Origin of the sequence: Modestobacter excelsi (assembly GCF_005930495.1) — a bacterium.
Classification (GTDB): domain Bacteria; phylum Actinomycetota; class Actinomycetes; order Mycobacteriales; family Geodermatophilaceae; genus Modestobacter; species Modestobacter excelsi.
The window spans coordinates 18,284-41,094 of record NZ_SJEX01000032.1 but is presented as its reverse complement, the minus strand read 5'-3'; the positions used below and the strand labels follow the sequence as shown (position 1 = coordinate 41,094).

18 protein-coding genes and 1 pseudogene are annotated in these 22,811 nt (G+C 70.0%); 15 read left to right on the top strand and 4 right to left on the bottom strand.

The annotated features are described in order from the left end of the window. The first annotated feature begins 6 nt into the window (after positions 1-6). The 7 genes from FHL80_RS12455 (at position 7) to FHL80_RS12425 (ending at position 9,171) form a co-directional block, all read left to right on the top strand. Positions 7-975, top strand: coding sequence for a FadR/GntR family transcriptional regulator (locus FHL80_RS12455; RefSeq protein WP_138733732.1), 969 nt, complete (start codon positions 7-9; stop codon positions 973-975). 491 nt (positions 976-1,466) lie between these two features. Next, complete coding sequence (locus FHL80_RS12450) at positions 1,467-3,092, top strand: acyl-CoA carboxylase subunit beta (protein ID WP_216870671.1); 1,626 nt, start codon at positions 1,467-1,469, stop codon at positions 3,090-3,092. A 2-nt stretch (positions 3,093-3,094) separates the two neighbouring features. Further along, positions 3,095-5,038 carry an acetyl/propionyl/methylcrotonyl-CoA carboxylase subunit alpha gene (locus FHL80_RS12445; protein ID WP_216870670.1) on the top strand — a complete coding sequence of 648 codons (1,944 nt, stop codon included), beginning with the start codon at positions 3,095-3,097 and terminating at the stop codon, positions 5,036-5,038. Then, positions 5,035-6,810 (top strand): acyclic terpene utilization AtuA family protein, encoded by a 1,776-nt coding sequence (locus FHL80_RS12440; protein WP_138733729.1) that lies wholly within the window; start codon positions 5,035-5,037, stop codon positions 6,808-6,810. Before FHL80_RS12445 ends, FHL80_RS12440 begins: the two co-directional genes overlap by 4 nt. Beyond that, on the top strand, positions 6,807-7,598 hold the full coding sequence (locus FHL80_RS12435) for a TIGR03084 family metal-binding protein (protein ID WP_138733728.1): 792 nt from the start codon (positions 6,807-6,809) through the stop codon (positions 7,596-7,598). Before FHL80_RS12440 ends, FHL80_RS12435 begins: the two co-directional genes overlap by 4 nt. Beyond that, positions 7,598-8,386 (top strand): enoyl-CoA hydratase/isomerase family protein, encoded by a 789-nt coding sequence (locus FHL80_RS12430; RefSeq protein WP_216870669.1) that lies wholly within the window; start codon positions 7,598-7,600, stop codon positions 8,384-8,386. The genes FHL80_RS12435 and FHL80_RS12430 overlap by 1 nt, the downstream gene beginning before the upstream one ends. Next, entirely contained in the window at positions 8,383-9,171 is a 789-nt protein-coding gene (locus FHL80_RS12425; protein ID WP_216870668.1) for an enoyl-CoA hydratase-related protein, read from the top strand. The genes FHL80_RS12430 and FHL80_RS12425 overlap by 4 nt, the downstream gene beginning before the upstream one ends. Positions 9,172-9,177: 6 nt before the next feature. Here the strand turns inward: FHL80_RS12425 and FHL80_RS12420 are convergent, their stop codons facing one another. Further along, a complete protein-coding gene (locus FHL80_RS12420; RefSeq protein WP_138733725.1) occupies positions 9,178-9,981 on the bottom strand; it encodes an enoyl-CoA hydratase-related protein in 804 nt (267 codons plus the stop codon). Continuing rightward, positions 9,978-10,712 (bottom strand): HpcH/HpaI aldolase family protein, encoded by a 735-nt coding sequence (locus FHL80_RS12415; RefSeq protein ID WP_216870667.1) that lies wholly within the window; start codon positions 10,710-10,712, stop codon positions 9,978-9,980. Before FHL80_RS12415 ends, FHL80_RS12420 begins: the two co-directional genes overlap by 4 nt. 313 nt (positions 10,713-11,025) lie before the next feature. Between FHL80_RS12415 and FHL80_RS12410 the strand changes: the two genes are divergently transcribed. Genes FHL80_RS12410 through FHL80_RS12385 form a run of 6 tightly spaced genes read left to right on the top strand, consistent with a single transcriptional unit; the run spans position 11,026 to position 16,510 of the window. Beyond that, the gene (locus tag FHL80_RS12410; RefSeq protein ID WP_138733723.1) at positions 11,026-11,481 is read left to right on the top strand and encodes an FAS1-like dehydratase domain-containing protein; all 456 of its coding nucleotides are present in this window, start codon (positions 11,026-11,028) and stop codon (positions 11,479-11,481) included. Between the two features lie 14 nt (positions 11,482-11,495). Next, entirely contained in the window at positions 11,496-11,945 is a 450-nt protein-coding gene (locus FHL80_RS12405; RefSeq protein WP_216870666.1) for a MaoC family dehydratase, read from the top strand. After that, positions 11,942-12,706, top strand: coding sequence for an SDR family oxidoreductase (locus tag FHL80_RS12400; protein ID WP_138733721.1), 765 nt, complete (start codon positions 11,942-11,944; stop codon positions 12,704-12,706). Before FHL80_RS12405 ends, FHL80_RS12400 begins: the two co-directional genes overlap by 4 nt. Next, positions 12,699-13,886, top strand: coding sequence for an acyl-CoA dehydrogenase family protein (locus FHL80_RS12395; protein WP_216870665.1), 1,188 nt, complete (start codon positions 12,699-12,701; stop codon positions 13,884-13,886). The genes FHL80_RS12400 and FHL80_RS12395 overlap by 8 nt, the downstream gene beginning before the upstream one ends. A gap of 8 nt (positions 13,887-13,894) precedes the next feature. Next, positions 13,895-15,319 (top strand): OB-fold domain-containing protein, encoded by a 1,425-nt coding sequence (locus FHL80_RS12390; RefSeq protein ID WP_138733720.1) that lies wholly within the window; start codon positions 13,895-13,897, stop codon positions 15,317-15,319. Continuing rightward, positions 15,320-16,510 carry an acetyl-CoA acetyltransferase gene (locus FHL80_RS12385; protein ID WP_138733719.1) on the top strand — a complete coding sequence of 397 codons (1,191 nt, stop codon included), beginning with the start codon at positions 15,320-15,322 and terminating at the stop codon, positions 16,508-16,510. A gap of 53 nt (positions 16,511-16,563) precedes the next feature. On the opposite strand, the gene FHL80_RS12380 is transcribed toward FHL80_RS12385, so the two are convergent. Further along, positions 16,564-17,727 (bottom strand): TetR/AcrR family transcriptional regulator, encoded by a 1,164-nt coding sequence (locus FHL80_RS12380; protein ID WP_216870664.1) that lies wholly within the window; start codon positions 17,725-17,727, stop codon positions 16,564-16,566. Between the two features lie 467 nt (positions 17,728-18,194). Between FHL80_RS12380 and FHL80_RS12375 the strand changes: the two are divergent. Beyond that, positions 18,195-19,256, top strand: a pseudogene (locus FHL80_RS12375) (NtaA/DmoA family FMN-dependent monooxygenase); the annotation flags it as partial. Positions 19,257-20,066: 810 nt separating this feature from the next. After that, the gene (locus FHL80_RS12370; RefSeq protein WP_138733717.1) at positions 20,067-20,615 is read left to right on the top strand and encodes a zinc-binding dehydrogenase; all 549 of its coding nucleotides are present in this window, start codon (positions 20,067-20,069) and stop codon (positions 20,613-20,615) included. Between the two features lie 1,236 nt (positions 20,616-21,851). Here FHL80_RS12370 and FHL80_RS12365 read toward each other — a convergent pair. After that, positions 21,852-22,793: an NAD-dependent epimerase/dehydratase family protein gene (locus FHL80_RS12365; RefSeq protein WP_138733716.1), complete on the bottom strand. Its 942-nt coding sequence runs from the start codon at positions 22,791-22,793 to the stop codon at positions 21,852-21,854. Positions 22,794-22,811: the final 18 nt, after the last annotated feature.

Genomic DNA, 22,811 nt, shown 5'->3' with positions numbered 1-22,811 from the left:
TCCGAAGTGGTGTCGGCCGCCGCGTCGCTGGCGGACCCGCACGTCGAGCGCGCCACTGCCGCGGCCGGGGAGGATCCCGAGTCGACACGTCTCGGGCCGCCGGCCGTGGTCTATTCTCATGACGACATGGGCAGCCCCGAGGCGTCAGCCGGCAACGGATCGGATGGAGTTGCGCCCGTGGTGCAGAGAGTCCCCGACGAGCGGTCGCACGATCTGAAGCTCGGCGAGGAGATCGCCATGCGAATCGAGCGGGACATCGTGGCCCGCGGGTGGCCCGTCGGTGAGCTGTTCGCGACCGAGGCCGAGCTGCTGGAGACTTACGGCGTGAGTCGGGGTGTCCTGCGCGAAGCAATCCGGCTGCTGGAGCACCATCGCGTGGCCCGGTCACGTCGTGGGCGTGGCGGGGGACTGATGGTCACGGAGCCGGACTCCTACAGCGCGGTCCGCTCGCTGGCACTCCTCCTGCAGTACCAGGGCGCGAGCATCGCCGATCTCTTCGAAGCGCGTAAGTCCATAGAGGTGACCGCGGTGGAGCTCGCAGCCAGCCGCATCGACCCCGCCGGCGCGGCCCGCTTGAGGGAGGCGGTGTCGAGCGAGCAGCAGTACGCCGACGACCTGGAGCGTCGGCAGGTGGGTGGGCCCAGGTCCCCGGGGTTCCACGACGTCCATGTACTGATCGCCGAACTCAGCGGGAACCCGATGATTCGGCTCTTCGGCGACGTGTCCGCCCGGATGTTCAGTGACCTCCTCTTCACCTGGGCCGCCGGACACGGCGCCGAGGAAATCCGTGACGCCAGCGCCGAGGGCAGCCACGTGCACGAGCGCATCGTCGAGGCGATCATCGCCGGCGACGCCGAGGTGGCGCGGCGTCGCATGCTGCGTCACCTGGACGCACAGGAGCGGTTCTTCCTCTCGGCGGACTGGTCGCGGTTCGAGAGCTGGCTCCCGCTGAGCGAGGTCCGGACAGCCCGCTAGTCCCCACGCGCGGTAGCGGTCGAGGGTCCGTCGACCAGCGCCGCTCGGCCGGATACGTGGGTGCTCGTCGCCCCGTCGGCGCATCGTGAGCCGGTGACCCCGCGGCGCCGGCGGCGTGCGGCCCGCCCGCTGCCGGCGGTTCACCGGGTCGCCGCTCCGCGGTCGACCTCGTCGGCGTCGGTGTGCGGGGGCCGCCGCCCTCGTGTTGTCGGGGTGGTGGACACCGCATAGTTCATGGTCTTTAATAGGAGTCTATTCACGACCGGACCTGAGAGGCGTGCCTGGCACACGCGCTCGACGGCCGGTACGTGGAGTCCGGCAGTACGTCCGTCGGCCGAGCGAGGCCGGCACCTGCGAGCCGTGCCGGGCCCGATCCTGCGTCGCTGCGGCCCTGATCGTCCCCCCGGTGCCACTGCCACTCGGTAAAAGCACCCCACCGTCACTTCTCGAACCCATCGACTGCCCACGAGAGCGAGCCCATGGTCAACGACGTGCGCGCACTCGTCTCGGAGCTGGACACCCGAGGCGAGATGTTCCGAGAGAACCGCGAGTTCATGCTCGACCGCCTCGAGGGGCTGCAGGAGCTGTTGGACCAGGCCGCGCTCGGCGGGGGCGTGAAGGCACAGCAGCGGCACGCGGCCCGGGGAAAGCTGTCGATCCGGGAGCGCATCTCGCTGGTGCTCGACCCGGGCGCACCCTTCCTGGAGATCAGCCCACTCGCGGCGTGGGAGTCGCCCTACGCCATCGGCGGCGGGTTCGTCGTCGGCATCGGTGTGATCGCCGGCGTGGAGTGCGTGATCTGCGGCAACGACCCCACGGTGGTGGGCGGCGCACTGCAGCCGTACTCCACCAAGAAGTGGATGCGCGCCCTGGAGATCGCGCGCGCGAACCGCATCCCTTACGTGAGCTTCGTCGAGTCGGCGGGGGCGGACCTGCGCCGGGGGGGTGGCGCGGACCCGGGCTCGGAGATCAGGACGAGTCACTTCGCCGAGACCGGGCGCTACTTCCACGACATGGCACAGCTGTCCAAGTCCGGGATCCCGACGATATGCGTGGTGTTCGGCTCTGCGACCGCCGGCGGCGCCTACCAACCGGGGATGTCCGACTACACGATCCTGATCGAGGGAAAGTCCAAGGCGTTCCTCGCCGGTCCTCCCCTGGTCAAGATGGCGACCGGCGAGGAGTCCGATGACGAGACGCTGGGCGGTGCCCGGATGCACGCGGAGGTCTCCGGCCTGGCCGACTACCTCGCCAAGGACGAACCCGACGCGATCCGGATGTGCCGAGAGGTCGTGAGTCACCTCAACTGGCGCAAGCAGGGCCCCGCGCCCATCGCCCAGGCAGAGGCACCGCGCTCAGATCCCGAAGAGTTGCTCGGCCTGTTCGGTGAGGGCCTGGCGACGCCGGTGGAGGTCAGGGACGTCATCGCGCGGATCGCCGACGGATCCCGGTTCGAGGAGTTCAAGCGCGAGTACGGGTCCACGCTGGTGTGCGGGTGGGCCACCATCCACGGCTACCGGGTGGGCATCCTGGGGAACAACGGGGTGATCCTGCCCGACTCCGCGTCCAAGGGCGCGCAGTTCATCCAGCTGTGCAACCAGGTGGACGTCCCGCTGGTGTTCTTGCAGAACCTCACGGGGTTCATGGTCGGACGCGACTTCGAGCGGGACGGCATCATCAAGAAGGGCTCGCAGCTGGTGAATGCCGTCTCGACCTCGGCGGTCCCGCACGTCACCGTCATCATCGGTGCCTCCTACGGCGCGGGCACCTACGGGATGTCGGGCCGGTCGTTCGGCAACCGCTTCACCTTCCTGTGGCCCTCGGCCCGGATCGGCGTGATGGGACCGAAGCAGATCGCCGGGGTCATGTCCATCGTGCGCCGTGAGCAGGCTGCCCGGGCCGGTCGGCCGTTCGACGAAGACGAGGACCGTCAACTCGTGGCGGCCGCCGAAGCACGTCAGGAACGGGCTTCGCTGGCCCTCGAGGCCACCGGCGCGGTGAGCGACGACGGAATCATCGACCCCCGGGACACCCGGGACGTCATCGGCATGTGCCTGTCGGTCAGCGCGAACGCGGCTGTCGAGGGCACCCGGACCTACGGGGTGTTCAGACTGTGATGATGAAGCTCCTGATCGCCAACCGCGGAGAGATCGCCCGCCGCATCATGCGCACGGCGCGTGAGATGGGCGTGAGCACCGTGGCCGCCTACGTCGACGCCGACGCCTCGTCCCCCTTCGTGCGGGAGGCGGACGAGGCCTACCGGTTGACGCGTGGCTCCTACCTCGACGCCGAGGAACTGGTGGGGATCGCGGTGGCGGCCGGGGCGGACGCCGTGCACCCCGGCTACGGCTTCCTGTCCGAACGACCGGGGTTCGCGACCGCGGTGGTCGAGGCTGGCCTGACCTGGGTGGGCCCTGAGCCGGCGGTCATCTCCGCCATGGGCGACAAGATCCGGGCCCGTGAGCTCGCCGTGGCGGCCGGTGTACCCGTGCTGCCTGCCGCGTCGTCGGCGGACGACGTCAGCTCGGTCGGTTTCCCGGTCCTGGTGAAGGCCTCCGCCGGCGGCGGCGGCAAGGGCATGCGCATCGTCTGGACCCCCGACGAGCTCCAGGACGCGGTGGCCGCCGCCCAACGGGAGGCGAAAGCGAGCTTCGGCGACGAGACGGTGTTCGTCGAGCGGTACGTGGCGCGCTCCCGGCACATCGAGATCCAGGTCCTCGGTGACCAGCACGGTTCGGTGGTCCACCTGGGCGAGCGTGAGTGTTCGATCCAGCGGCGACACCAGAAGATCATCGAGGAGTCGCCTGCCGCACGGCTGCACCCCGACACACGCGAGCGGATGATCGACTCGGCGGTCAGCCTCGCCCGCTCTCTCGGGTACACCTCTGCGGGCACCGTCGAGTTCCTGGTCGAGGACGACGCCGAGTCGGAGGGGCCGCAGGAGTACTACTTCCTGGAGGTCAACACCCGTCTGCAGGTGGAGCACCCCGTGACCGAGGCGGTCTTCGGCGTCGACCTGGTCCGCGAACAGCTGCGCATCGCCGACGGCGAGCCGCTGGGGTATGAGCAGGACGACCTGGTGCAGCGCGGCCACGCGATCGAGGCCCGAATCTATGCCGAGGACCCGCGCAACGAGTTCCTGCCGGCCACCGGCACGCTCGTGGGCTGGCAACCGGACACCGACGGCATCAGGTGGGATTCGGGTGTGGAGGAGGGCTTCGTCCTCAGCACGCACTTCGACCCGATGCTGGCCAAGGTCATCGCCTACGCACCGACGCGGACGGCGGCGGCCCTGCGGCTGGCGCGGGCCCTGGCCCACTCGCAGATCGCCGGCGTGACGACGAACCGGGAGTTCCTGGTCGACACCCTCCGGCAGGACGCCTTCCTGGCCGGGGACACGACCACGGACTTCATCGAGCGGATCGGTCCCGCGCCGCGGCTCGCGCTGCGTCCGACCGATCTGCGGAACGCCGCGTGCGCGGCGGTCATGTGGGAGCAGGAGCGCCGACGCCGGCAGCAGCCGGTGCTCGGGTTCATGCGGCCGGGTTGGCGGAACTCCAGCATGGGACCCCAGCGGACCCGCTTCAGCGTGGACGACGAGACACTGGAGATCGCACACACCACCCAGCGGGACGGGTCCGCCCGGCTGGAGGACGGCACGACGGTGCGGGTGCTCGTGACCGACGACCGCTCCATCACGGTCCAGGTCGGTGACGAGCTGGTCCGGGCCAGGATCGCCGTGCAGGACGACGTGGTCCATGTCGACGGGGGCGCCGGCCAGGTGGTGCTGCGGACCGTCAGCCCGTTCCCCACCGGGGAGTCGTCCCAGTCCTCCGGGGCGGTGCGCGCCCCGATGCCCGGCTCGGTCATCGGGCTCCTCGTGGGCCCCGCCGACCCGGTGGAGAAGGGCCAAGTGGTCGCCATCCTCGAGGCGATGAAGATGGAGCACCGGCTCAAGGCCGGCGCTGCCGGGGCGGTCACGGCCGTCCACGTGTCGGTCGGCGACCAGGTCGAGCTGGGTTCGCTGCTGCTGGAGGTCGCTGCGGACGAGGTCGCCCAGTGACAGGGGCGGAGAAGCGCCCCGTCCGGATCGCGAACTGCAGCGGCTACTACGGGGACCGCTTCGAGGCCGCTCGGGAGATGGTGGACGGCGGGCAGATCGACGTCCTCACCGGCGACTGGCTCGCCGAGCTGACGATGTTCATCCTGTCCCGGGATCTCAAGAAGGACCCCCGCGGTGGGTATGCGCGCACCTTCGTGCGGCAGATGGAAGCCGTCATGGGCACGTGCCTCGAGAAGGGCATCAAGGTCGTCAGCAACGCCGGTGGGCTCAACCCCCAGGCATGTGCCGACGCGTTGCGCGAGGTCGCGGAACGGCAAGGGCTCTCGCCACGCATCGCCGTGGTCGCAGGCGACGACATCCTGCCGCGGATCGCAGATCTGCAGGCCGACGGTCATCCGCTGGCGCACATGGACACCGGTGCACCCTTGGGCGACGTCGTCCCCGTCAGTGCCAACGCCTACCTCGGAGGATGGGCCATCACCGAGGCCCTGGGGCGGGGTGCGGACATCGTGGTGACGGGGCGGGTCACCGATGCCGCGGTCGTCATCGGTCCGGCCGCCTGGTACCACGGGTGGGAGCGGTCGGACTGGGACGCGATGGCCGGTGCGTGCGCCGCGGGTCACGTCATCGAGTGCGGCTGTCAGGCCACCGGGGGCAACTACGCCTTCTTCACCGAGGTGCCGGGGCTGGAGCGGCCGGGCTTCCCCATCGCCGAGATCGCCGCCGACGGATCCGCGGTCATCACCAAGCACGAGGGGACCGGCGGCGCCGTCACGGTGGGGACGGTCACTGCGCAGTTCCTCTACGAGATCGAAGGGCCCCGGTACCCCAACCCGGACGTCGTGGCCCGCTTCGACACGGTGGTGCTCGAGCAGGAAGGACCTGACCGGGTCCGGATCAGCGGTGCCCGGGGTGAGCCGGCGCCCCCGGACGTGAAGGTCTCGATCAACCGTCACGGCGGGTACCGGTCAGGTGCCACGTTCGGGATGATGGGCCTGCAGATCGAGGAGAAGGCGGCGCTGGCCGAGCGTCAGATCTGGGCTGCCTTCGACGGCGGCACCGACCACTTCGACGTGGCGGGCTCGCGCCTGCGGTGGGTCTCCGACCGGACGGGGGAGTTCGGCGACATCCCCAGCGCCCAGTTGTCCCTGTACGTCAAGGACGCCGACGCGGCGAAGGTGGCGCGCTTCGTCCGCGTGGTCAACGAGATGTCCTTGTCGACGTACGCGGGGAAGTTCACCCAGAGCGCCCCGAGCAAGCCCACGGCGTACGCGGTCCACTGGCCCGCCCTCCTCCCGGCGACGCTGTGCTCCGCGCAGGTGGAGTTCGACGGGGAGACCTTCGAGGTCTCCGCGGTGACCCCCGCGGTGACCGCAGGGGAGATCCCCGCAGGTTCGCTCCCGCCCCGGGAGGACCACGGCCCGACGCGACCCAGCCCGCTGGGGGCCATCGTCGCGGCACGGTCGGGGGACAAGGGGGGGAACGCCAACCTCGGCCTCTGGGTGGGCCGGGACGAGCAGTGGGCCTGGTTGTGCCACACCCTGACGACCGAGGCCTTCGTCGAGCTCTACCCGGAGTTCGCCGGCTACCCGATCGACCGATTCGTGTTCCCCAACATCCGCGGGCTCAACTTCGTCATCCGGGGTCTCCTCGGCGAGGGCGTGGCCTCCAGCGTGCGCTACGACCCGCAGGCCAAGAGCCTGGGAGAGGTCGTGCGGGCGCGGGTCCTGGACATCCCGGTCGAACTGCTGCCCGAGGGGGGTCCGGCATGACCGGTCCTGATGCGTACGCCGGCCTGCTCGACGACCTCCGGGCCGAGCAGCAGGAACTGGCCGTCGTGCTCGACGGCCTCGACGACGAGCAGTGGGCACGCGACACGGCCGCCGAGGGCTGGAAGGTCCGCGACCAGGTCTTCCACCTCGCCCGGTTCGACGAGCTGGGCGCGCTGTCGGTCACGGACCCGGTTGCCTTCCGCGAGCGCCGTGACGCCTGGCAGGCCGACGTCGCCGGCTCCCGGTCCCGGGAGCTGGTGCTGGCCGAGCAGGCGTCCCGCGTGCAGACGCTGAGCTGGTGGCACGCCAACCGCGGGTTGGTCCTGGACACCCTGAGGTCGCGTGGCCCCAAGGACCGGATCGAGTGGTGGGGGCCCTCGATGTCGGCCCGCTCGTTCGCGACCGCCCGGCTCATGGAGACCTGGGTCCACGGCTGGGACGTCCAGCAGGCCGTGGGGGTGTCTCTCCCGGCGACCGACCGGCTCAAGCACACCGCGCAGCTGGGTTTCATCACCCGGGCGTGGAGCTACGCCAACCAGGGCCGGACGGCACCGGACACCCCCGTCCGGGTCCGTTTGACCGCACCCTCGGGAGCGGTGTGGGACTGGGGCCCGGCGGACGCGCGCGAGTCCATCGCGGGGTCCGCTCTCGACTTCGCCCTGGTGGTGACGCAGCGGCGGAACGTCGAGGACGTGGACCTCCAGGTGGTCGGTGCGGACGCCCACGAGTGGATGAGGATCGCCCAGTGCTTCGCCGGTCCGGCCACCACGACGCAGAGAGGACGATGATGGCTGACGAGGTCTTGATGTCGGTGGAGCGAGGGGTCGCCACGCTGACCCTGAACCGCCCCGACCAGCACAACACGCTCAGCATCGGGCTGGTCAACCTGCTGGGCGACTTTTTGGCGCAGTGCCGCGACGACCCGCGTGTCAAGGTGGTCGTCATCACGCACGCCGGGCGGACCTTCTGCGCGGGCGCGGACCTCAAGCGGTCCGCGACCGACGGCGAGGAGCGCCGGCACCGGGTGGTCGACGTCATCTCGACGATCATGGACTACCCCAAGCCGACGGTGGCCCGCATCGGGGGCAGCTGCATGGCCGGCGGCATCGGGATCGCTGCAGCGTGTGACATCTCCGTGGCCGTGGAGAGCGCCAAGTTCGGCTTCACCGAGGTGCGCATCGGCGTGGCCCCCGCGATCATTTCCGTGGTCTGCTTGGAGAAGCTCAGCCGGGCCGACGCCCTGGACCTCTTCCTGACCGGCCGACGGATCGATGCCACGCGGGCCGCCGCGATCGGGCTGATCACCGAGGCCACCGATGCTGAAGAGCTCGACGGCCGGGTCGACGCCGTCCTCACCGACTTGCTGGCGGGAGGCCCGTCCGCGCTCATGGCCGTCAAGGAGCTGGTCCGGGAGGTCCCGCGCCGAAGCCGCGAAGACGCCTTCGAGTGGGCCGCCGACCTGTCGGCGCGGCTGTTCAGCTCGGAGGAGGCCCGGGAGGGCATGCAGGCATTCCGGGAGAAGCGGCCCGCACCGTGGACCACCACCGCGACGGGTCAGGAACGAGGAGCGACGTGATCCGTCCCGAGACATACCAGGCCATCGAGATCGACAAGAGGGCGAGCGGCGTCACCGTCGCAACGCTGAACAGGCCGCACCGGCTCAACGCGGTCGATGCCACCATGCACTCGGAGCTGGCCCGGATCGCCCGTGAGGCACACCTGGACAGCGAGGTCCGGGTGCTGGTCCTCACCTCCGCCGGCCGCGCGTTCAGCGCGGGCGGTGACGTGAGCCCCGACGGCGGGCTCGACACCTCGCCCGGATCGGTGCTGTGGAAGGAGGTGCGCCTGATCGTCGACGACTTCCTCGGGTGCGAGAAGCCGATCATCTCCGCCGTCCGGGGGCACGCCCTCGGACTGGGGGCCACGGTGGCCCTCCTCGCCGACGTGGTCTACGCCGGCAGATCGGCGGTGTTCGCCGACACACACGTCAAAATGGGCCTCGGGGCCGGTGACGGTGGTCAGTTCCTGTGGCCGTTGCTGATCGGACCCAACCGCGCCAAGTACTACCTGATGACCGGTGACCCGGTGACGGCCGACGACGCCCAGCGCCTCGGGTTGGTCAACTTCGTCGTGGACGACGACGACCTCCTGGATGCCACCCTCGCCCTGGCCGAGCGGCTGGCACGCGGATCACAACAGGCCATCGCCGCCTCCAAGGTGGGGGTCAATGCCCAGCTGCGAGCCATCGCCAACCTCGTGATGCCGGTCGCGGTTGCGGCGGAGTCCGCCACCATGCAGGGCGCAGACTACGCCGAGGCGGCACGGGCGTTCGCGGAGAAGCGGGACCCACGATTCTCTTGATCGCTCTCACTGCCCGGTGAACGTCGGCGGACGCTTGTCCTGGAAGGCCGCGACACCTTCCGCGTAGTCTGCGGTCTGCAGCAGGACCACCTGCGTGGCCGACTCGTACTCGAGTGCTTCGTCCAGGCCGGGCAGCGCTACCGAGTTGATCGCACGCTTGGTCGCGGCGATGCCCATGACCGGCCCGGTGGCGAAGCGGTGCACGACGGTCGCGGCTTCCTCGAGGAACCGGTCATCGGGCCACACCCGGGCGACGAGGCCGAACCGTTGGGCGTCGTGAGCCGGGAGCCGGTCCCCGAGCAGGGCGTACTGCATGGCCCGGTGCCGACCGAGGCTGACCGTGAGAAAGGCCGTGGCCCCACCGTCGGGCATGATTCCCAGCTGGTCGAACCCCAGCTTGAGGAATGACGACTCGGCGGCGAGGACGAGGTCACAGGACAGCGCCAGGGCTGCGCCTATACCGGCCGCCGGCCCGTTGAGCAGCGCGATCACCGGCTTGGGAGCCCGGGCGACCGCCCGGGCGATGCGGCTGGCTGCCGCCATGGCGTCCACGCCCGCCGGCTCGGTGCTGTCCACGTCGTTGAACCCGACGAGGTCCGCGCCCGAGCAGAAGCCGCGGCCGGCGCCGGTGATGACGATGACTCGGCAGTCGTCGTCGGCGCTGGCCCGCTCGACCTCATCGGCGAGAGCTCGCAGCAGCCCGTTGGTGACCGCGTTCAGACGATCGGGTCGGTTGAGGGTGAGTCGAGTGGCCCCGCCGTCCCGATCCACCAGGAGGTGCTGGCGACCAACCCCTTCGTGGTGGCTCATCGGCCTGCTCCCGCGGCGTCCGCGAACTGGTCGGCGAGAGCCCCCCGCAGTTGCTTCATCAGGGTGGCCACATGGAGCAGGTCAGCGCTCTGCAGGACCGCGGACGGGCGGGCGCCAGGAGGGGGTGGGATCACATCGACTCCGATGACGTGCTTGTCGCGTGCTCGGGCGAGCGTCAGGACGCGCTCGTATGACTGGGTGATGACCGGCGAGTCCATGTCGACCCCGAGGTCCACGGAGAGGTCGCCCGGGCCGAACTGGACGTGGTCGATCCCATCGACATCGAGGATGGCCTCGAGGTTGTGCACCGCGAGCTCAGACTCGACGATCGGGATCACGAGGACCTCTGCGTCGACGAGGCGGCTGTGCTCCTCCCAGCCCTGACGGGAGAAGCCAGCAGCACGGATGGACGAGCACCGTCCGCGTGACCCCGCCCGGGGCAACCGGAGCGCTGCTACGGCTGCCTCGGCGTCGGCGGCCGTCTCGACGTGGGGGACCACGACGGCCTGAGCGCCGACGTCGACCGCCTGCTGGATCAGGACGGCCCGGTTCTCCGGGACGCGCACCATCGGGATCGTCCCGCGGGCTTCGGCCGCCCGGACGTGCGCCACCCACTCGGCCGGCCCGAGAGGGGCGTGCTCGCCGTCGATGACGACGAACTCGTAGCCGGCCAGCGCGACTATCTCGGTGAGGGCAGGGTCCGACGAGCTGACGATCATCCCGGCGGGCACGTTCCCGTCCTCGCGCGACCTCTGCAAGGGGGAGCGAGCTCCAGTACCCAACATCTCGACTCCCACCGGCGTGCTCCGACATCCGACTCAACACTAGGCAAGTTAACGAGGATGGACACGTAACACAACCAAGAACCGAGGAAGGCATCACCAAATAAGACCTCAATAGGCTCGTAGTTAACGAGTGTTGACATGCTGAAGGCCAGGGTCTTAGCCTCGGGAGAGAAGACGTGCGGGTCGACGTGCGTCCCCCAGGTGTCGGCGAGCCGGTGCTGCCACTGCGGCCCCGGGCAGACGAGTGAGGACAGTCCTGATGTCCGTACGTGCGCAGAGTGCACGGGAGATCGAGCTCCCGCGGTTCACCGTCACGGTTGACCGGGAGGAGCTGCGCCGCTTCGCCCGCGCGACCGGCGACGACGACCCGCGGTCCATCGACGTGGAGGCGGCGGCCGCCGCGGGTCACCGCGACCTGCCCCTGCCCTCGACCTACCTGTTCTCCCTTGAGCTGCGCCGGCCCGATCCGTACGCCGTCCTCGACGTGCTCGGTCTGGACCGCGGACAGATGCTGCACGGCGAGCAGTCCTTCACCTACCTCGCGACGTGCGTCGCGGGGGACACCCTCACCTTTTCGCCCCGGATGACCGACGACTACGTCCGCAAGGGCGGCGCCCTGCGGTTCCTCGAGCGCGAGACGACGGTGGAGCGAGACGGGGGGACCGTCGCCGTGCTCCGCAACGTGCTGGTCGTCCGACAGGCGGTGTCCGCGTGACGGCCCCTGGGGAGGTGCCCCTGCAGCCCGGTGAGGTTCTGACGCGTGTTCGCGGGCCGGTCATCACCCGCGAGGTGATCGCCGAGTTCGCGCAAGCCTCCGGGGACCACAACCCGATCCACCTGGATCGGGACGCGGCGGTCGCCGCCGGCCACGACGACGTGATCGTGCACGGCATGTACGTCATGGCCCTGGTCGGCAACCACCTCCGCCGCGTCGTTGATCCGTCCCTTATCCGCGCTTTCACGGTGCGGTTCGCCGCCGTGACGTCGGTCAACTCGTCGCTGGACGTCACGATCACGGTGGCCGACCGGTCGGTCGGCGAACCGGAAGACGTGGTGGAGCTCGCGGTGGACGCCACCCGCGATGACGGGACCAGGGTGGTGGTGGGGACCGCGCGCGTCGCGGTGCCCGTCGGAGATGGCAGGTCGGCAAACGAGACTGCGCTAAGAGGAGCGAGATGACATCAGGTCTTGAAGGGGCGGCGTTGAGCGGTCACGTCGCGCTGATCACCGGAGGTGGCGGCGGACTGGGACGCCAGGCGGCACTGACGCTGGGGTCGCAGGGCGCAGCTGTCGTCCTGGCGGACGTGGACAAGGAGCGGCTGGAGACGGTCGTGCAGTGGCTTGCGACCGAGGGTGTCACCGCCGAGGCGCGGGTTGTCGACGTCTGCGCCTCCGGCAGTGTCGACCAGGCGGTCGACGAGGTGCTGGCCCGTCACGGTCGGCTCGACGTCGTCCTCACCAGCCATGGGTTTCCCAAGGACGCGCGGCTGGTGGACATGTCCGACGCCGATTGGGCGTCGGTGATCGACGTCTGCCTGACCGGCACCTTCTACACGCTGCGCAGCGCGGCGCGACCCATGATCGAGGCCGGGTACGGGCGCATCATCACCCTTGCTTCCCGCGCGTGGCACGGGAATCCGGGTCAGGCCAACTACTCGGCGGCCAAGGCCGGTGTGGTGGGGCTCACGCGCTCGGTGGCCAAGGAGCTGGGCCGGTACGGCATCACCGCGAACTCCCTTGCCCCGGGACTGGTGGACACCGAGTCCCTCCGCAAGCTGCCGACGTTCGAGTCCATTCAGGACCGGGCGATCAAGGCCTCGAGCATCAAGCGACTGGGGACGGCCGACGACGTCGCCGGAGCAGTCGCCTTCCTCGCATCACCCACCTCGGGCTTCATCACCGGTGAGGTCATCCACGTCTCAGGGGGACGTTTTGCCTAGCACGATCTCGAACGGCGGCGGCTACGGGCCGCTGGGTCTGCTGGACAGCGACACCACCGCGTTCACCAAGGACGTCCGGTCCTACCTGGACAAGAACGTGGCGCCGCTGATCGCCGAGGCGGAGCGGACAAAGACGTTCCCCGTAGACATCTTGCCCGGTCTGATCGAACTCGGGTACGTCCGGGGTGGCCTGCCCGAGAACGACGGCGGGTACGGCATGTCGCACCTGCAGTCTGCCGTCCTGATGGAGGAGGCGGGCCGCTGCTGGGGCAGCCTTCGCACCACGCTGAACATCCTGTCGATGGTCGCCGAGCTGCTCTCCAAGCACGGCACCGACGACCAGAAGGAGCGGTTCCTGGCCCCTCTCCTGGAGGGACGGCGCCGCGGCTGGTTTGCGCTCACCGAACCGGAGTCCGGATCGGACGCGGGGGCGCTGAGGACGCGCGCCACCGAGCGCGAGGACGGCTCTTGGGTGCTGAACGGCCAGAAGGTGTGGATCACGAACGCGTCCTACGGCGACTTCGGGGTCGTGCTCGCCACCGTCGACCGGTCGCTCGGGCACAAGGGGATCGGCGCCTTCCTCGTGGAGACCTCGACGCCGGGTCTCGAGATCAACGAGATCCCGCACATGCCGGTGCGGGCGAGTTCGAGCTGCGAGGTCGTCCTCACCGAGGTGGTCGTGCCCGCCCAGAACCTGCTCGGGCAGGTCGGGCGCGGCCTCTCGGTGGCCATGTCGGCCGTCAACGGCGGCCGTCTGAACATCGCCGCCGGCGCGGTGGGGCTGATGCAGGCGGCCCTGGAGGCCGCGCAAGGACACGTGCTTGCCCGCGAGCAGTTCGGCCGGCCACTGGCGGGCTTCCAACTCGTCCAGGAGCTCATCGTCAAGATGGCGGTGCAGACCCAAGCCGGTCGCCTCCTGTACCAGAACGCTGCGAGCACCCTGGATGCCGGTCAGCCCGGTCGGCTGGAGTGCTCGATCGCGAAGTACTTCTGCAGCGAGGCCGCCGTGGTGGCGACGAGTCAGGCCATCCAGCTCTTCGGTGGATCCGGACTCATGGAGGAGTTCCCGGTGGAACGACTCTTCCGGGACGCACGCGAGAGCACCATCCCAGAAGGCACCTCGGAGATCCAGGTGCTGCAGATCGGTGACGCGCTCCTCGGCGTCTCGGCACTCCGGTAGGGGGAGAGATGACCACTGACAAGAGTGTCGCGCTGACCCGGTTCAGCGCCTACGTGCCCAAGTACCGCGTCTCGCGCGCCCAGATCGGCGCACTGGTCGGTCAGTCCGGGCGCGGGAAGCGCGCCATCGCGAACTTCGACGAGGACTCGACCACCATGGCGGTCGAGGCCGCGGCGCCGATCGTCGCCGACGGGACGCAGCCCGACTCGCTGTGGTTCGCGACGACGTCGCCGGCCTACGTGGACAAGGTCAACGCCACAGCTGTGCACGCGGCACTCGGCTTGCCGAGCGAGACCGCGGCCTACGACCTGGGGGCCAACTTCCGGTCCGGCTTCGCGTCGATCCTCGCCGCCAGCCGGTCCGGTGGGCTCGCGGTGATGGCCGACGTCCGGGAGGGCAAGGCCGGCGGGCCCGACGACAAGGACAGCGCGGACCTCGCGGCGGCCTTCTCCTTCGCCCCCGACGACGGCGACCCGGCCGCGACCGTCCTCGCGACGGCCTCTCGGTCCGCCGAGTTCCTCGACCGGTGGCGGCTGCCCGGATCCATGACCGGGACGACCTGGGAGGAGCGCTTCGGTCAAGGCGTCTACGGCGGCTTGGGCGATGCGGTGGTCCGCGACGTGCTCGAGCGCGCCGAGGTCGCTCTCTCCGACGTCGCCGCGGTGGTGGTGACCAGCCCCAACGCGCGGGCTGCGCGCCAGTACGCGGCCGGCTTGCAGAAGCGGGTCGGTGGCGCGCGAAGCTCCTCGGACCTGCTGGACCTGCTTGGCAACTCGGGGACGGCACAGTTCGGCGTCGAGTTGGTCGACCAGCTCGAGCGGGCGTCGGCGGGCGATCTGGTCCTGGCCGTCTCGCTCGCCGACGGTGCTGATGCCCTGCTCCTGCGGGTGGGAGAGCGGTCGGCGTCCGCTTCCCTCCCCGTCCGGCAGCAGCTGGAGCAGGTGATCGAGGTCGACTACGCCAAGTACCTGCTCTGGAGGGGGCGCTTCGCGGGGGAGTCGGCGCGGCGCCCGGACCCCACGCGTCCGTCCTCGCCGTTCGCGTCGCGCAACGTCGACTTCAAGTTCGGCCTCCAGGGAGGACGCTGCCGGAAGTGCGGGACGGTGCAGTTCCCGCGGCCGAGGGTCTGCCTGTCCTGCAAGGCGATGGACGACTTCGACGACGTCTCGACGGCCGGCCGCACCGCCACGGTCGCGACGTACACCATCGACCGCCTGGCATTCACCGCCAGCCCACCGCTCGTCGGCGCGGTCCTGGACCTGGAGGGCGGCGGTCGACTCCAGTGCGAACTCACGGATGTGGACGCGAACAGCATCGCCGTCGGCAACGTCGTCCAGATGACGTTCCGGCTCATCAACACCGTAGAAGGCATCCGCAACTACTTCTGGAAAGCCCGCCCGGCGGACGCCGTGGCGACGACTGAGGAGTCCTGAATGGCCACGCACTCGCTCAAGGACCGGGTCGCGATCATCGGTGCGGGGTGCACGCCCTTCGGTGAGCACTTCGACAAGAGCATCGATGACCTGATCGTCGACGCGGTCACCGAAACGCTGAAGGACTCGGGTCTGGACTTCGCCGACATCGACGCCTACTGGATGGGCACCTACATCTCGGGCATCAGCGGGCTCACCCTGTCCCGGCCGCTGCGGCTCGAGGGCAAGCCCGTCACCCGGGTCGAGAACATGTGCGCCACCGGATCGGACGCATTCCGCAACGCCGTGTACGCGGTGGCCTCCGGCGCCGTGGACGTCGCCATGGCCGTCGGCGCGGAGAAGCTCAAGGACAACGGGTACTCCGGGCTGATCTCGCCGCGTCCCCAGGACGACGGCACGCGGTTCGGGACATCGGCACCCGCGAGCTTCAGCCTCCTCGGCCCGGCCTACCAGGCGCGCCACGGGGTGGACGCCGAGACCTTCCGGGACGCCATGACGCACGTGGCGTGGAAGAACCACGCCAACGGGGTGCCCAACCCCCGGGCCCAGTTCCGCAAGAACATCTCCAAAGAGGCCATCGCCAACTCGCCGCTGGTCGCAGGCAACTTGGGCGTGCTCGACTGCTCGGGAGTGGCCGACGGGGCCGCCGCGGTGATCGTCGTCCGGGCGGAGGACGCGCACAAGTACACCGACAAGCCGCTGTACGTGAAGGCGCTCGCCCTCGTGGCGGGTTCCGCTGCCGGGCCCATTGACTCGACGTACGACTACACGACGTTCCCGGAGGTGCGCGCGGCGGCAGCCGACGCGTACGCGCAGGCCGGGATCACCAACCCGCGCCGTGAGCTCGCCCTCGCCGAGGTGCACGACTGCTTCACCCCGACCGAGATCCTCCTCATGGAGGACCTCGGCTTCTCCGAGGTCGGTTCGGCCTGCGACGACGTCCTCTCCGGCGCCTTCGACCACGACGGGGACCTGCCGGTCAACTGCGACGGCGGCCTCAAGAGCTTCGGGCACCCCGTCGGGGCGAGTGGCTTGCGCATGCTCTTCGAGTGCTGGTTGCAGCTGAGAGGTGAGGCAGGCGAACGGCAGATCGCCACAGCCGATCGAGGCCTGGCGCTGACCCACAACCTGGGGGGCGCGCCGGGTGACTGCGTGTCCTTCATCGGGATCGTGGGCTCGCAACTGGGATGACTGACGCGCCCTGAGACGGGTGGCCCCACCGTCGTGGTCACCGTCCTCCCGGCTCAGCTCGGGACGACGGCGGCCTCGGCGAGGACGCGCAGGTCGGTACGCAGTCCGTGCAGGTGGACCAAGCGCTCGTCGGCCACGACCTCGTTGATCAGGGCGTAGGCGGCTTGGGCGCGTAGCCGTGCTTCCAGCTCATCCAGTCCTGGCTGGGTGGCGATGACCGCTTGTGCCAGTTCGTTGACGTACATCCGCTGGCTGCGTCGACGTTCGCGCTGGTACTCGACCGGCAGGCAGCGCAGTTCGGTCATGTTGATCACCACCAGGTCCGCGCTGCGCAGGGCGAGCTCGGTGTAGTCGTCGATCATCTGGGACAGCCGCACGAGGGGCGCCACGTCAGCGGTGATCTGCCGGTAGATGCGCTCGGTGATGTTGTCGGCGAGTCGGGAGAACGAGGCCTCGAGCAACCCCTCCTTGCTGGTGAAGTGACGCATCACCGCACTGCCGGTGATCCCCACCATCGCACCGATGTCACCGAGGCTCGTGCCGTGGAAACCCTTGTCGGCGAACTGCCGGGCGGCGACGGCGAGGATCGCCTCCCGCCGCAGCGCCCCGGTCAGGGACGCGAGGTCGCGGGGGGCGCCGCGGAGGTCGGGATCGGGCGGGGTGAGCGGCTCCGTCAGGTCGATCGACAGGATGCGGCTGGTGATGTCCTCCGCGAGCCCTGTCCGCAATGAGAGCGCGCCCGACTTCGCGAAGGACAGTCCGACCACGGCGCCTGCCGCGGCCCGGAGACGGACGGCTGAGGTCGGTTGGTCCTCGTGCGGGTGACGGGCGGACTCATGGCGAGCCCAGAGGTCCTGAAGCCGCGCGGTCCTGACCCGCAGCTGGTCAGGGGCGCGCTGGTGATCCAGGTGCCGCGCCTGGCGCAGCGCCACGGCGAGGGCGTCGCCGTGCGCCATGACTGCCGCGATCACCCGGCCGAGGTCGACCTTCTCGTCGTCGTCGACGGCCTCGAGGAGGGTCCGCTGGAGCTGGTCGACGACTGCCGCGAGGAGCTCCTGCTTGCTCCGGAAGTGGCGGTACAGCGCCGGCCCGCTCATGCCGACTGCGGCACCGATGTCGTCCATGCCTGCGCCGTTGAAACCGCGGGTGGCAAACAGTCTGGCTGCAGCGGCTGTGATGGCCGCTCCCCGCTCGGACTGTTCGGTGCTGTATACCACTGAGGAGCCCTCTCGCCGATGATGTGGGGACACAGCATCGCGTGCCCGCCTCGAGGGTCACCCATCCCAGGACGGGTCGGCGCGGCCATGCCACTCTGGTCCCCGTTCGCCTGAACAGGTTACTGTTCACCTGCCCGGGCGCCGGTCATGTGTTCGGCGTTGGAACACACCCTGGGGGTTGCGTGCGGACTGGACCGATGTCTCTTGCCGCGTTCGCGTCCGCGTCGACTACGAGGACGTCGTTGGGCGCGTGGATGCACCCGGCCACCGACCAGCGACTCTTGACGGCGCGCTAACTACGTCGACCTGGCGCAGAGCCTGGAGGACGGCGGTTTCGACCTCGTGTTCTTCGACGACCGCCTCGCCATGCCGGGGGCCTACGGGAACTCGGTGGCCGGGACCGTCGAGCGAGGGGCCCGGGCCGTCAAGCTCGACCTCGTCGCCATCCTCGGCGCGTCGCGGCGACCACGACGACCATCGGGCTCGGCGCGACGTACTCAACGACTTACCACAACCCCTATCACGTGGCCCGGGTGTTCGCGACCATCGACCACCTGTCCGGCGGGCGGGCTGTGTGGAACATCGTGACCTCGCTGAACAGCAACGAGGCGGAGAACGTTGGGGTCGAGTTCACCGACCCCGCCGGCCGGTACGACCGGGCGGACGAGTTCCTGGAGGTGGTGACCGGGTTGTGGGAGACCTGGGACCGTGACGCCCTCCAGATGGACCGGGGGACCGGGGTGTTCGCGGATCCGACGAAGGTGCGCGAGCTCGGCTTCGAGGGGCAGTGGTTCCGCTCTCGTGGTCCACTCACCGTCCCCCGCCCACCGCAAGGATGGCCGCTGCTGCTGCAGGCCGGGCAGTCCGGTCGAGGGATGCGGTTCGCCGCGCGCTGGGCCGACCTGACCTTCACCAGTCCTCGCGGCCGCGCCGACGCGCAGACCCACTACGAGGCGCAGCGGGCTGCGGTCACCGCCGAGGGGCGCGACCCGGACACGGTCGCCGTCCTGCCCGCGGTGATGCCGATCGTCGCGGAGACCCGGGAGATGGCCCAGGCCAAGGAGGCGTACTTCCAGTCGCTGTCCGATCCCACCGAGCAGCTGATCTTCATGTCCGAGCAGACCAACTTCGACTTTTCCCAGCTGCCCATGGACGAACCGGTCAAGGACGAGTGGGTCGACGTCGTCACTGGTTCCCAGGGCCTGATGAAGTCCTTCATCGCCGGCGCGCGCAGCCTGTTCGGTCCAGATGCCACCCTCCGTGACCTCGCCCGGGCGCGGACCATCCAGAGCGGTGTCCGATTCGTCGGGACCGCCGTTGACGTGGCCGACCAGATGGAGGAGTGGTTCACCGGTGGCGCGTGCGACGGCTTCGCGATCATGCCGACGGACGTCCCCGGGTCCTTCGAGGACTTCACCCGGTTGGTCGTGCCTGAGCTGCGGCGCCGTGGCCTGCCGCGGACTGCGAACTCGGCCGGCACCCTGCGGGAGCGGATGGAGATCGCCGAACGGTCGTCGTCGGGTGCCTGACAGGGCCGCTGCGAACCCACCCCAGGAGGGTCGCAGCGTGGGTCAGCACGCGCCGGCCGGCCGGGCCGTCGGGTAGGTCCGCCTGCCGTGAACCTGCGGACGGGCACCGAGACGACCGGCCCGGTCGGTGTACGAGCATGTGTCCTGGCCCTCTCGACCGGCTCTTCGGCGAAGAGTTCGACGCCGCCGTCCTGGAGAGGTCCGCGGCGGCGTTCACCGGCATCCGCTGTCGGCATCCGCACGGCGACAGGGCGCTGTCATCAGCGGAAGCCCCTCGGCGCCCGGAGCCGGCCCCACATCCCGGCCAGAGCAACGACGTGACCGTCGCGCCGTGGCGGAGAGCTGTGACTGGACCTGCGGACACCGGTGTCGTCGTCGTGCGGGCGGCGGTCCAGCGCAGGGGAGGCCCGGATGGCTGGCGACCGAGGTGGTGGGCGAGGCGGAAAGTTCAGCAGTGCAGTGGTCTCGATCCTGGCGCCCGCCGTGGTCCGTGGTGTGGGCGGCCACTTGTCCGGACCTGCCCGGGACGGACTGGCGGGCAGTACTCCGCCGAGGCATGTGAATCGGTTCCTCTCGCTAGGCTGCCCTCCGCCTGTATCGCTCGTGCGACCGCGGGTGACGACGCGTCGACGAGGCCCGACCTGGGTCCTGGAGCTGCGCTCCCTGCGGAATGGCATGCCGCACCGCGTCCGACTGACGCCGATCTGACCAGTCGGACACCGGGATCCCTGCGCGGAGCCCACCGCCGTCCCGGCGCAGCAGAACACCCCTACGGGTCCCGCACCGCGTTGGGACGCCCACCGACCGACGATGAGAAGGGGCGTCAGCCTGGGGACGTCGGTCCTGGTCCTGGGGAGCGGTCAGCGCGGTCTGGCCAACGTTGTTGCGTCCAGGAGCGTGGGCGCCGGCCTGGTCATCACCACCGGACTCGCGGTTGATCGGCACAAGCTCGACCTGGCCCTGGAGCTCGGTGCTGATGCCGTCATCGACGTCGAGTCCGAGAGCACGGTGGACAGGGTGCTCGAGCTGACCGGCGGCCGCGGTGTCGACGTGGTGGTCGACACGACTCCGCGCGCCACCGCCCCGATCAGCGATGCCCTGGACGTGCTGCGCCCGGGCGGGCGGATCGTCCTGGCCGGCATCAAGAGCCGGCTCATGGACGGAGTCCCGGTCGACAAGGTCGTCGCCCGAGCGGGTCACCATCATCGGTGCGACGAGCCAGAGCACCGACGCCAACGCGGCGGCGGCCAAGCTGGTCGCGGCGGCGGCGGTCCCGCTGCACAAGATGCGGACCCACGTGGTCGGTTACGACGAACTGCCCTACGCGATCGACCTGCTGACCAACAAGGTGCCCGGTGAGAAGGCCATCAACGTCGTCGTCACCCCCACGACCGGGGCGGACACTGACGGTTCGGCGCCTCCGCGACGTCTGGCCCCGACCACTCGATCCCGGTCAGACGTCGTCCGGCGTCCTTCCTGGTGTTGTCTGCTGCTGCGCGGCTGACCGGTGGACGATCAACGGACGCCGACGGCCCCGGGCGCGACAGTGCGGTGGCCGGACTGCCCGGGTCGTCAGGCCCCGGGAGTGCGTGTGGCGACGTCCCACCGGGGGGTCAAAGTCTGTCCGGGAAGTCCGTGCCGGCTGTCGAGCTGTAGAGGGCCGGCGTCGCCTGGGCTCGAGGTGGCCGTTGAGCTCCTGGTTCTCCCGCATCCCCTCCTGCTCGATCCTGACCACCGTCAGACGCGATCGCTGGAGGATCAGCATGTCGGGGCGGGCATGTCCGTGGCTCTCCAGTCGCGCAGCCACGTCCTGCACGAACGCCTCGGCACCCGGAAGTGGCGGGTCGAGACGAAAGACGCCTCCGCGGTGCGAGCGGGAAGTCCAGGCCGTCATCAGAGCCGCCGGCCTGGAAGAGCACGGGCATCCGCTGCGGTAAGGGTTCTGTCAGCCCGATGCCCGGGCCGCGGTAGCGGAGTCGTCGTGATCGACGGGTGGACGCGGCCGAGCTCGGCGTAGAGCCGCCGGTCGACGTCCCGGACGACCGCTCCGTCCTCCATGAGTCGACGAGGAGCTCGTGCACCACGTCGACGTACTCCTGCGCCCGGGCGTAGCGCTCGGCGTAGTCCTCCATCGTGTCGTACCTGAGGTGGCGTGGGCGGAGGCTGGTAGGACGGCACGATGGTCGAGGCGACCCACCCGCGGGTCAGGTGGTCCAGGGGTGGCCACCCGACGCGCGAAGGCATGCGGCTGGTCCTCGATGACGCCTGCGCTGGAGGCGAAGCCGATCGCCTCCGTCGCGCTGGCCGGCGCAGCGGTGCCGATGAGCGGGTCACCGAGCGGGAGCTGGACCGCGTGGCGCCGTGAGGCCTCTGGTGAGGACTCGATGACGTCGTGGACACCGCGGACGTCGGCCCAGAAGACGCCCGTCGAAGCGAGCGGCCTCCATGGCCTGCACGAGGCGGGTCCGGTGGCCGAGGTCTAGGAAGTCGAAGTGGGTGGCGCCGGGATGGTGCCGTGGTGCGCCGACCGGTCCGCTGGGGGTCAGGGCGGGAAGAGGGAGAACCGCAGCGGTACTGGTCGACCGTCCTCGGTGCTCATCGTCCCGCTCCCCGGTAGTGGCGGATCATCTCGGTCAGTCCGTCCCGCAGGGTGTACTGCGGTGTAAAGCCCAGCTCCCGGGCGGCGAGGGCACCGTCGGTCACGGGTGTACGTGCGTAGGCGGCGGGGCGGGGCCCCAACGTGAAGTCGGCGTCCGGGACCAGGTCCCGGATCTCGTCGGCGATCTCCGACCAGGTGTAGTTCCGCTCGACCGGGGTGTTGTAGATGTGAGAGGAGAGCGACGTCGAGGTGAACAGCGCCGAGGAGATCAGCCGCCCATAGTCCCGGTTGTAGATCGGCTGGACCGGCTGGGAGCCCATGTCGAAGTCAGCCGTCGCCGGGAGGCCCAGGGCGATCTGCCGCACGGCGGCGTTGAACTCCCCGACCCGCCCGGTGAGCCGACCGAAGCCGTAGGCCATCTGCGGCCGGAGGCCGACGGAGCTCAGCCCCCGGGCCCGGTTGTAGACGGCGGCCACTGCCTCGCAGGCGTACTTGGAGATCCCGTACGGGGTAACCGGGGCAGCGACGAAGCTCTCGTCCACAGGGGTCCCGTCGTAGTCGGGGCCAACATTCATCGCGGCGATGGAGCTGGTCCAGACCACCCGCCGGACGTCGAGGGCGAGAGCGATGTCGAAGACGTTGGCGAGGCCGCGGACGTTGACGTGGATCGACTCCGCCGGGAGCCCGGCGCCCTCGTGGGCGATGAAGGCTGCCAGGTGAACGATGTGGTCCACATGGTGGCTCTTCGCCGTCCGGAGCAGGGAGTTGACGTCGGTGATGTCGCCTTGGACGACGGCCACGTCGTCCCGGACGGTGGCCAGGTTGTCCAGGTCAGGACTCTTGTCGTAGACGACGACGCGGTGCCCGTCCTGAGCCAGACGCTCCGTCGTCGCCCACCCGATCAGTCCGGTACCGCCGGTCACGAGGACGTTGGCCATGTACTTCCCTCCCGGTCC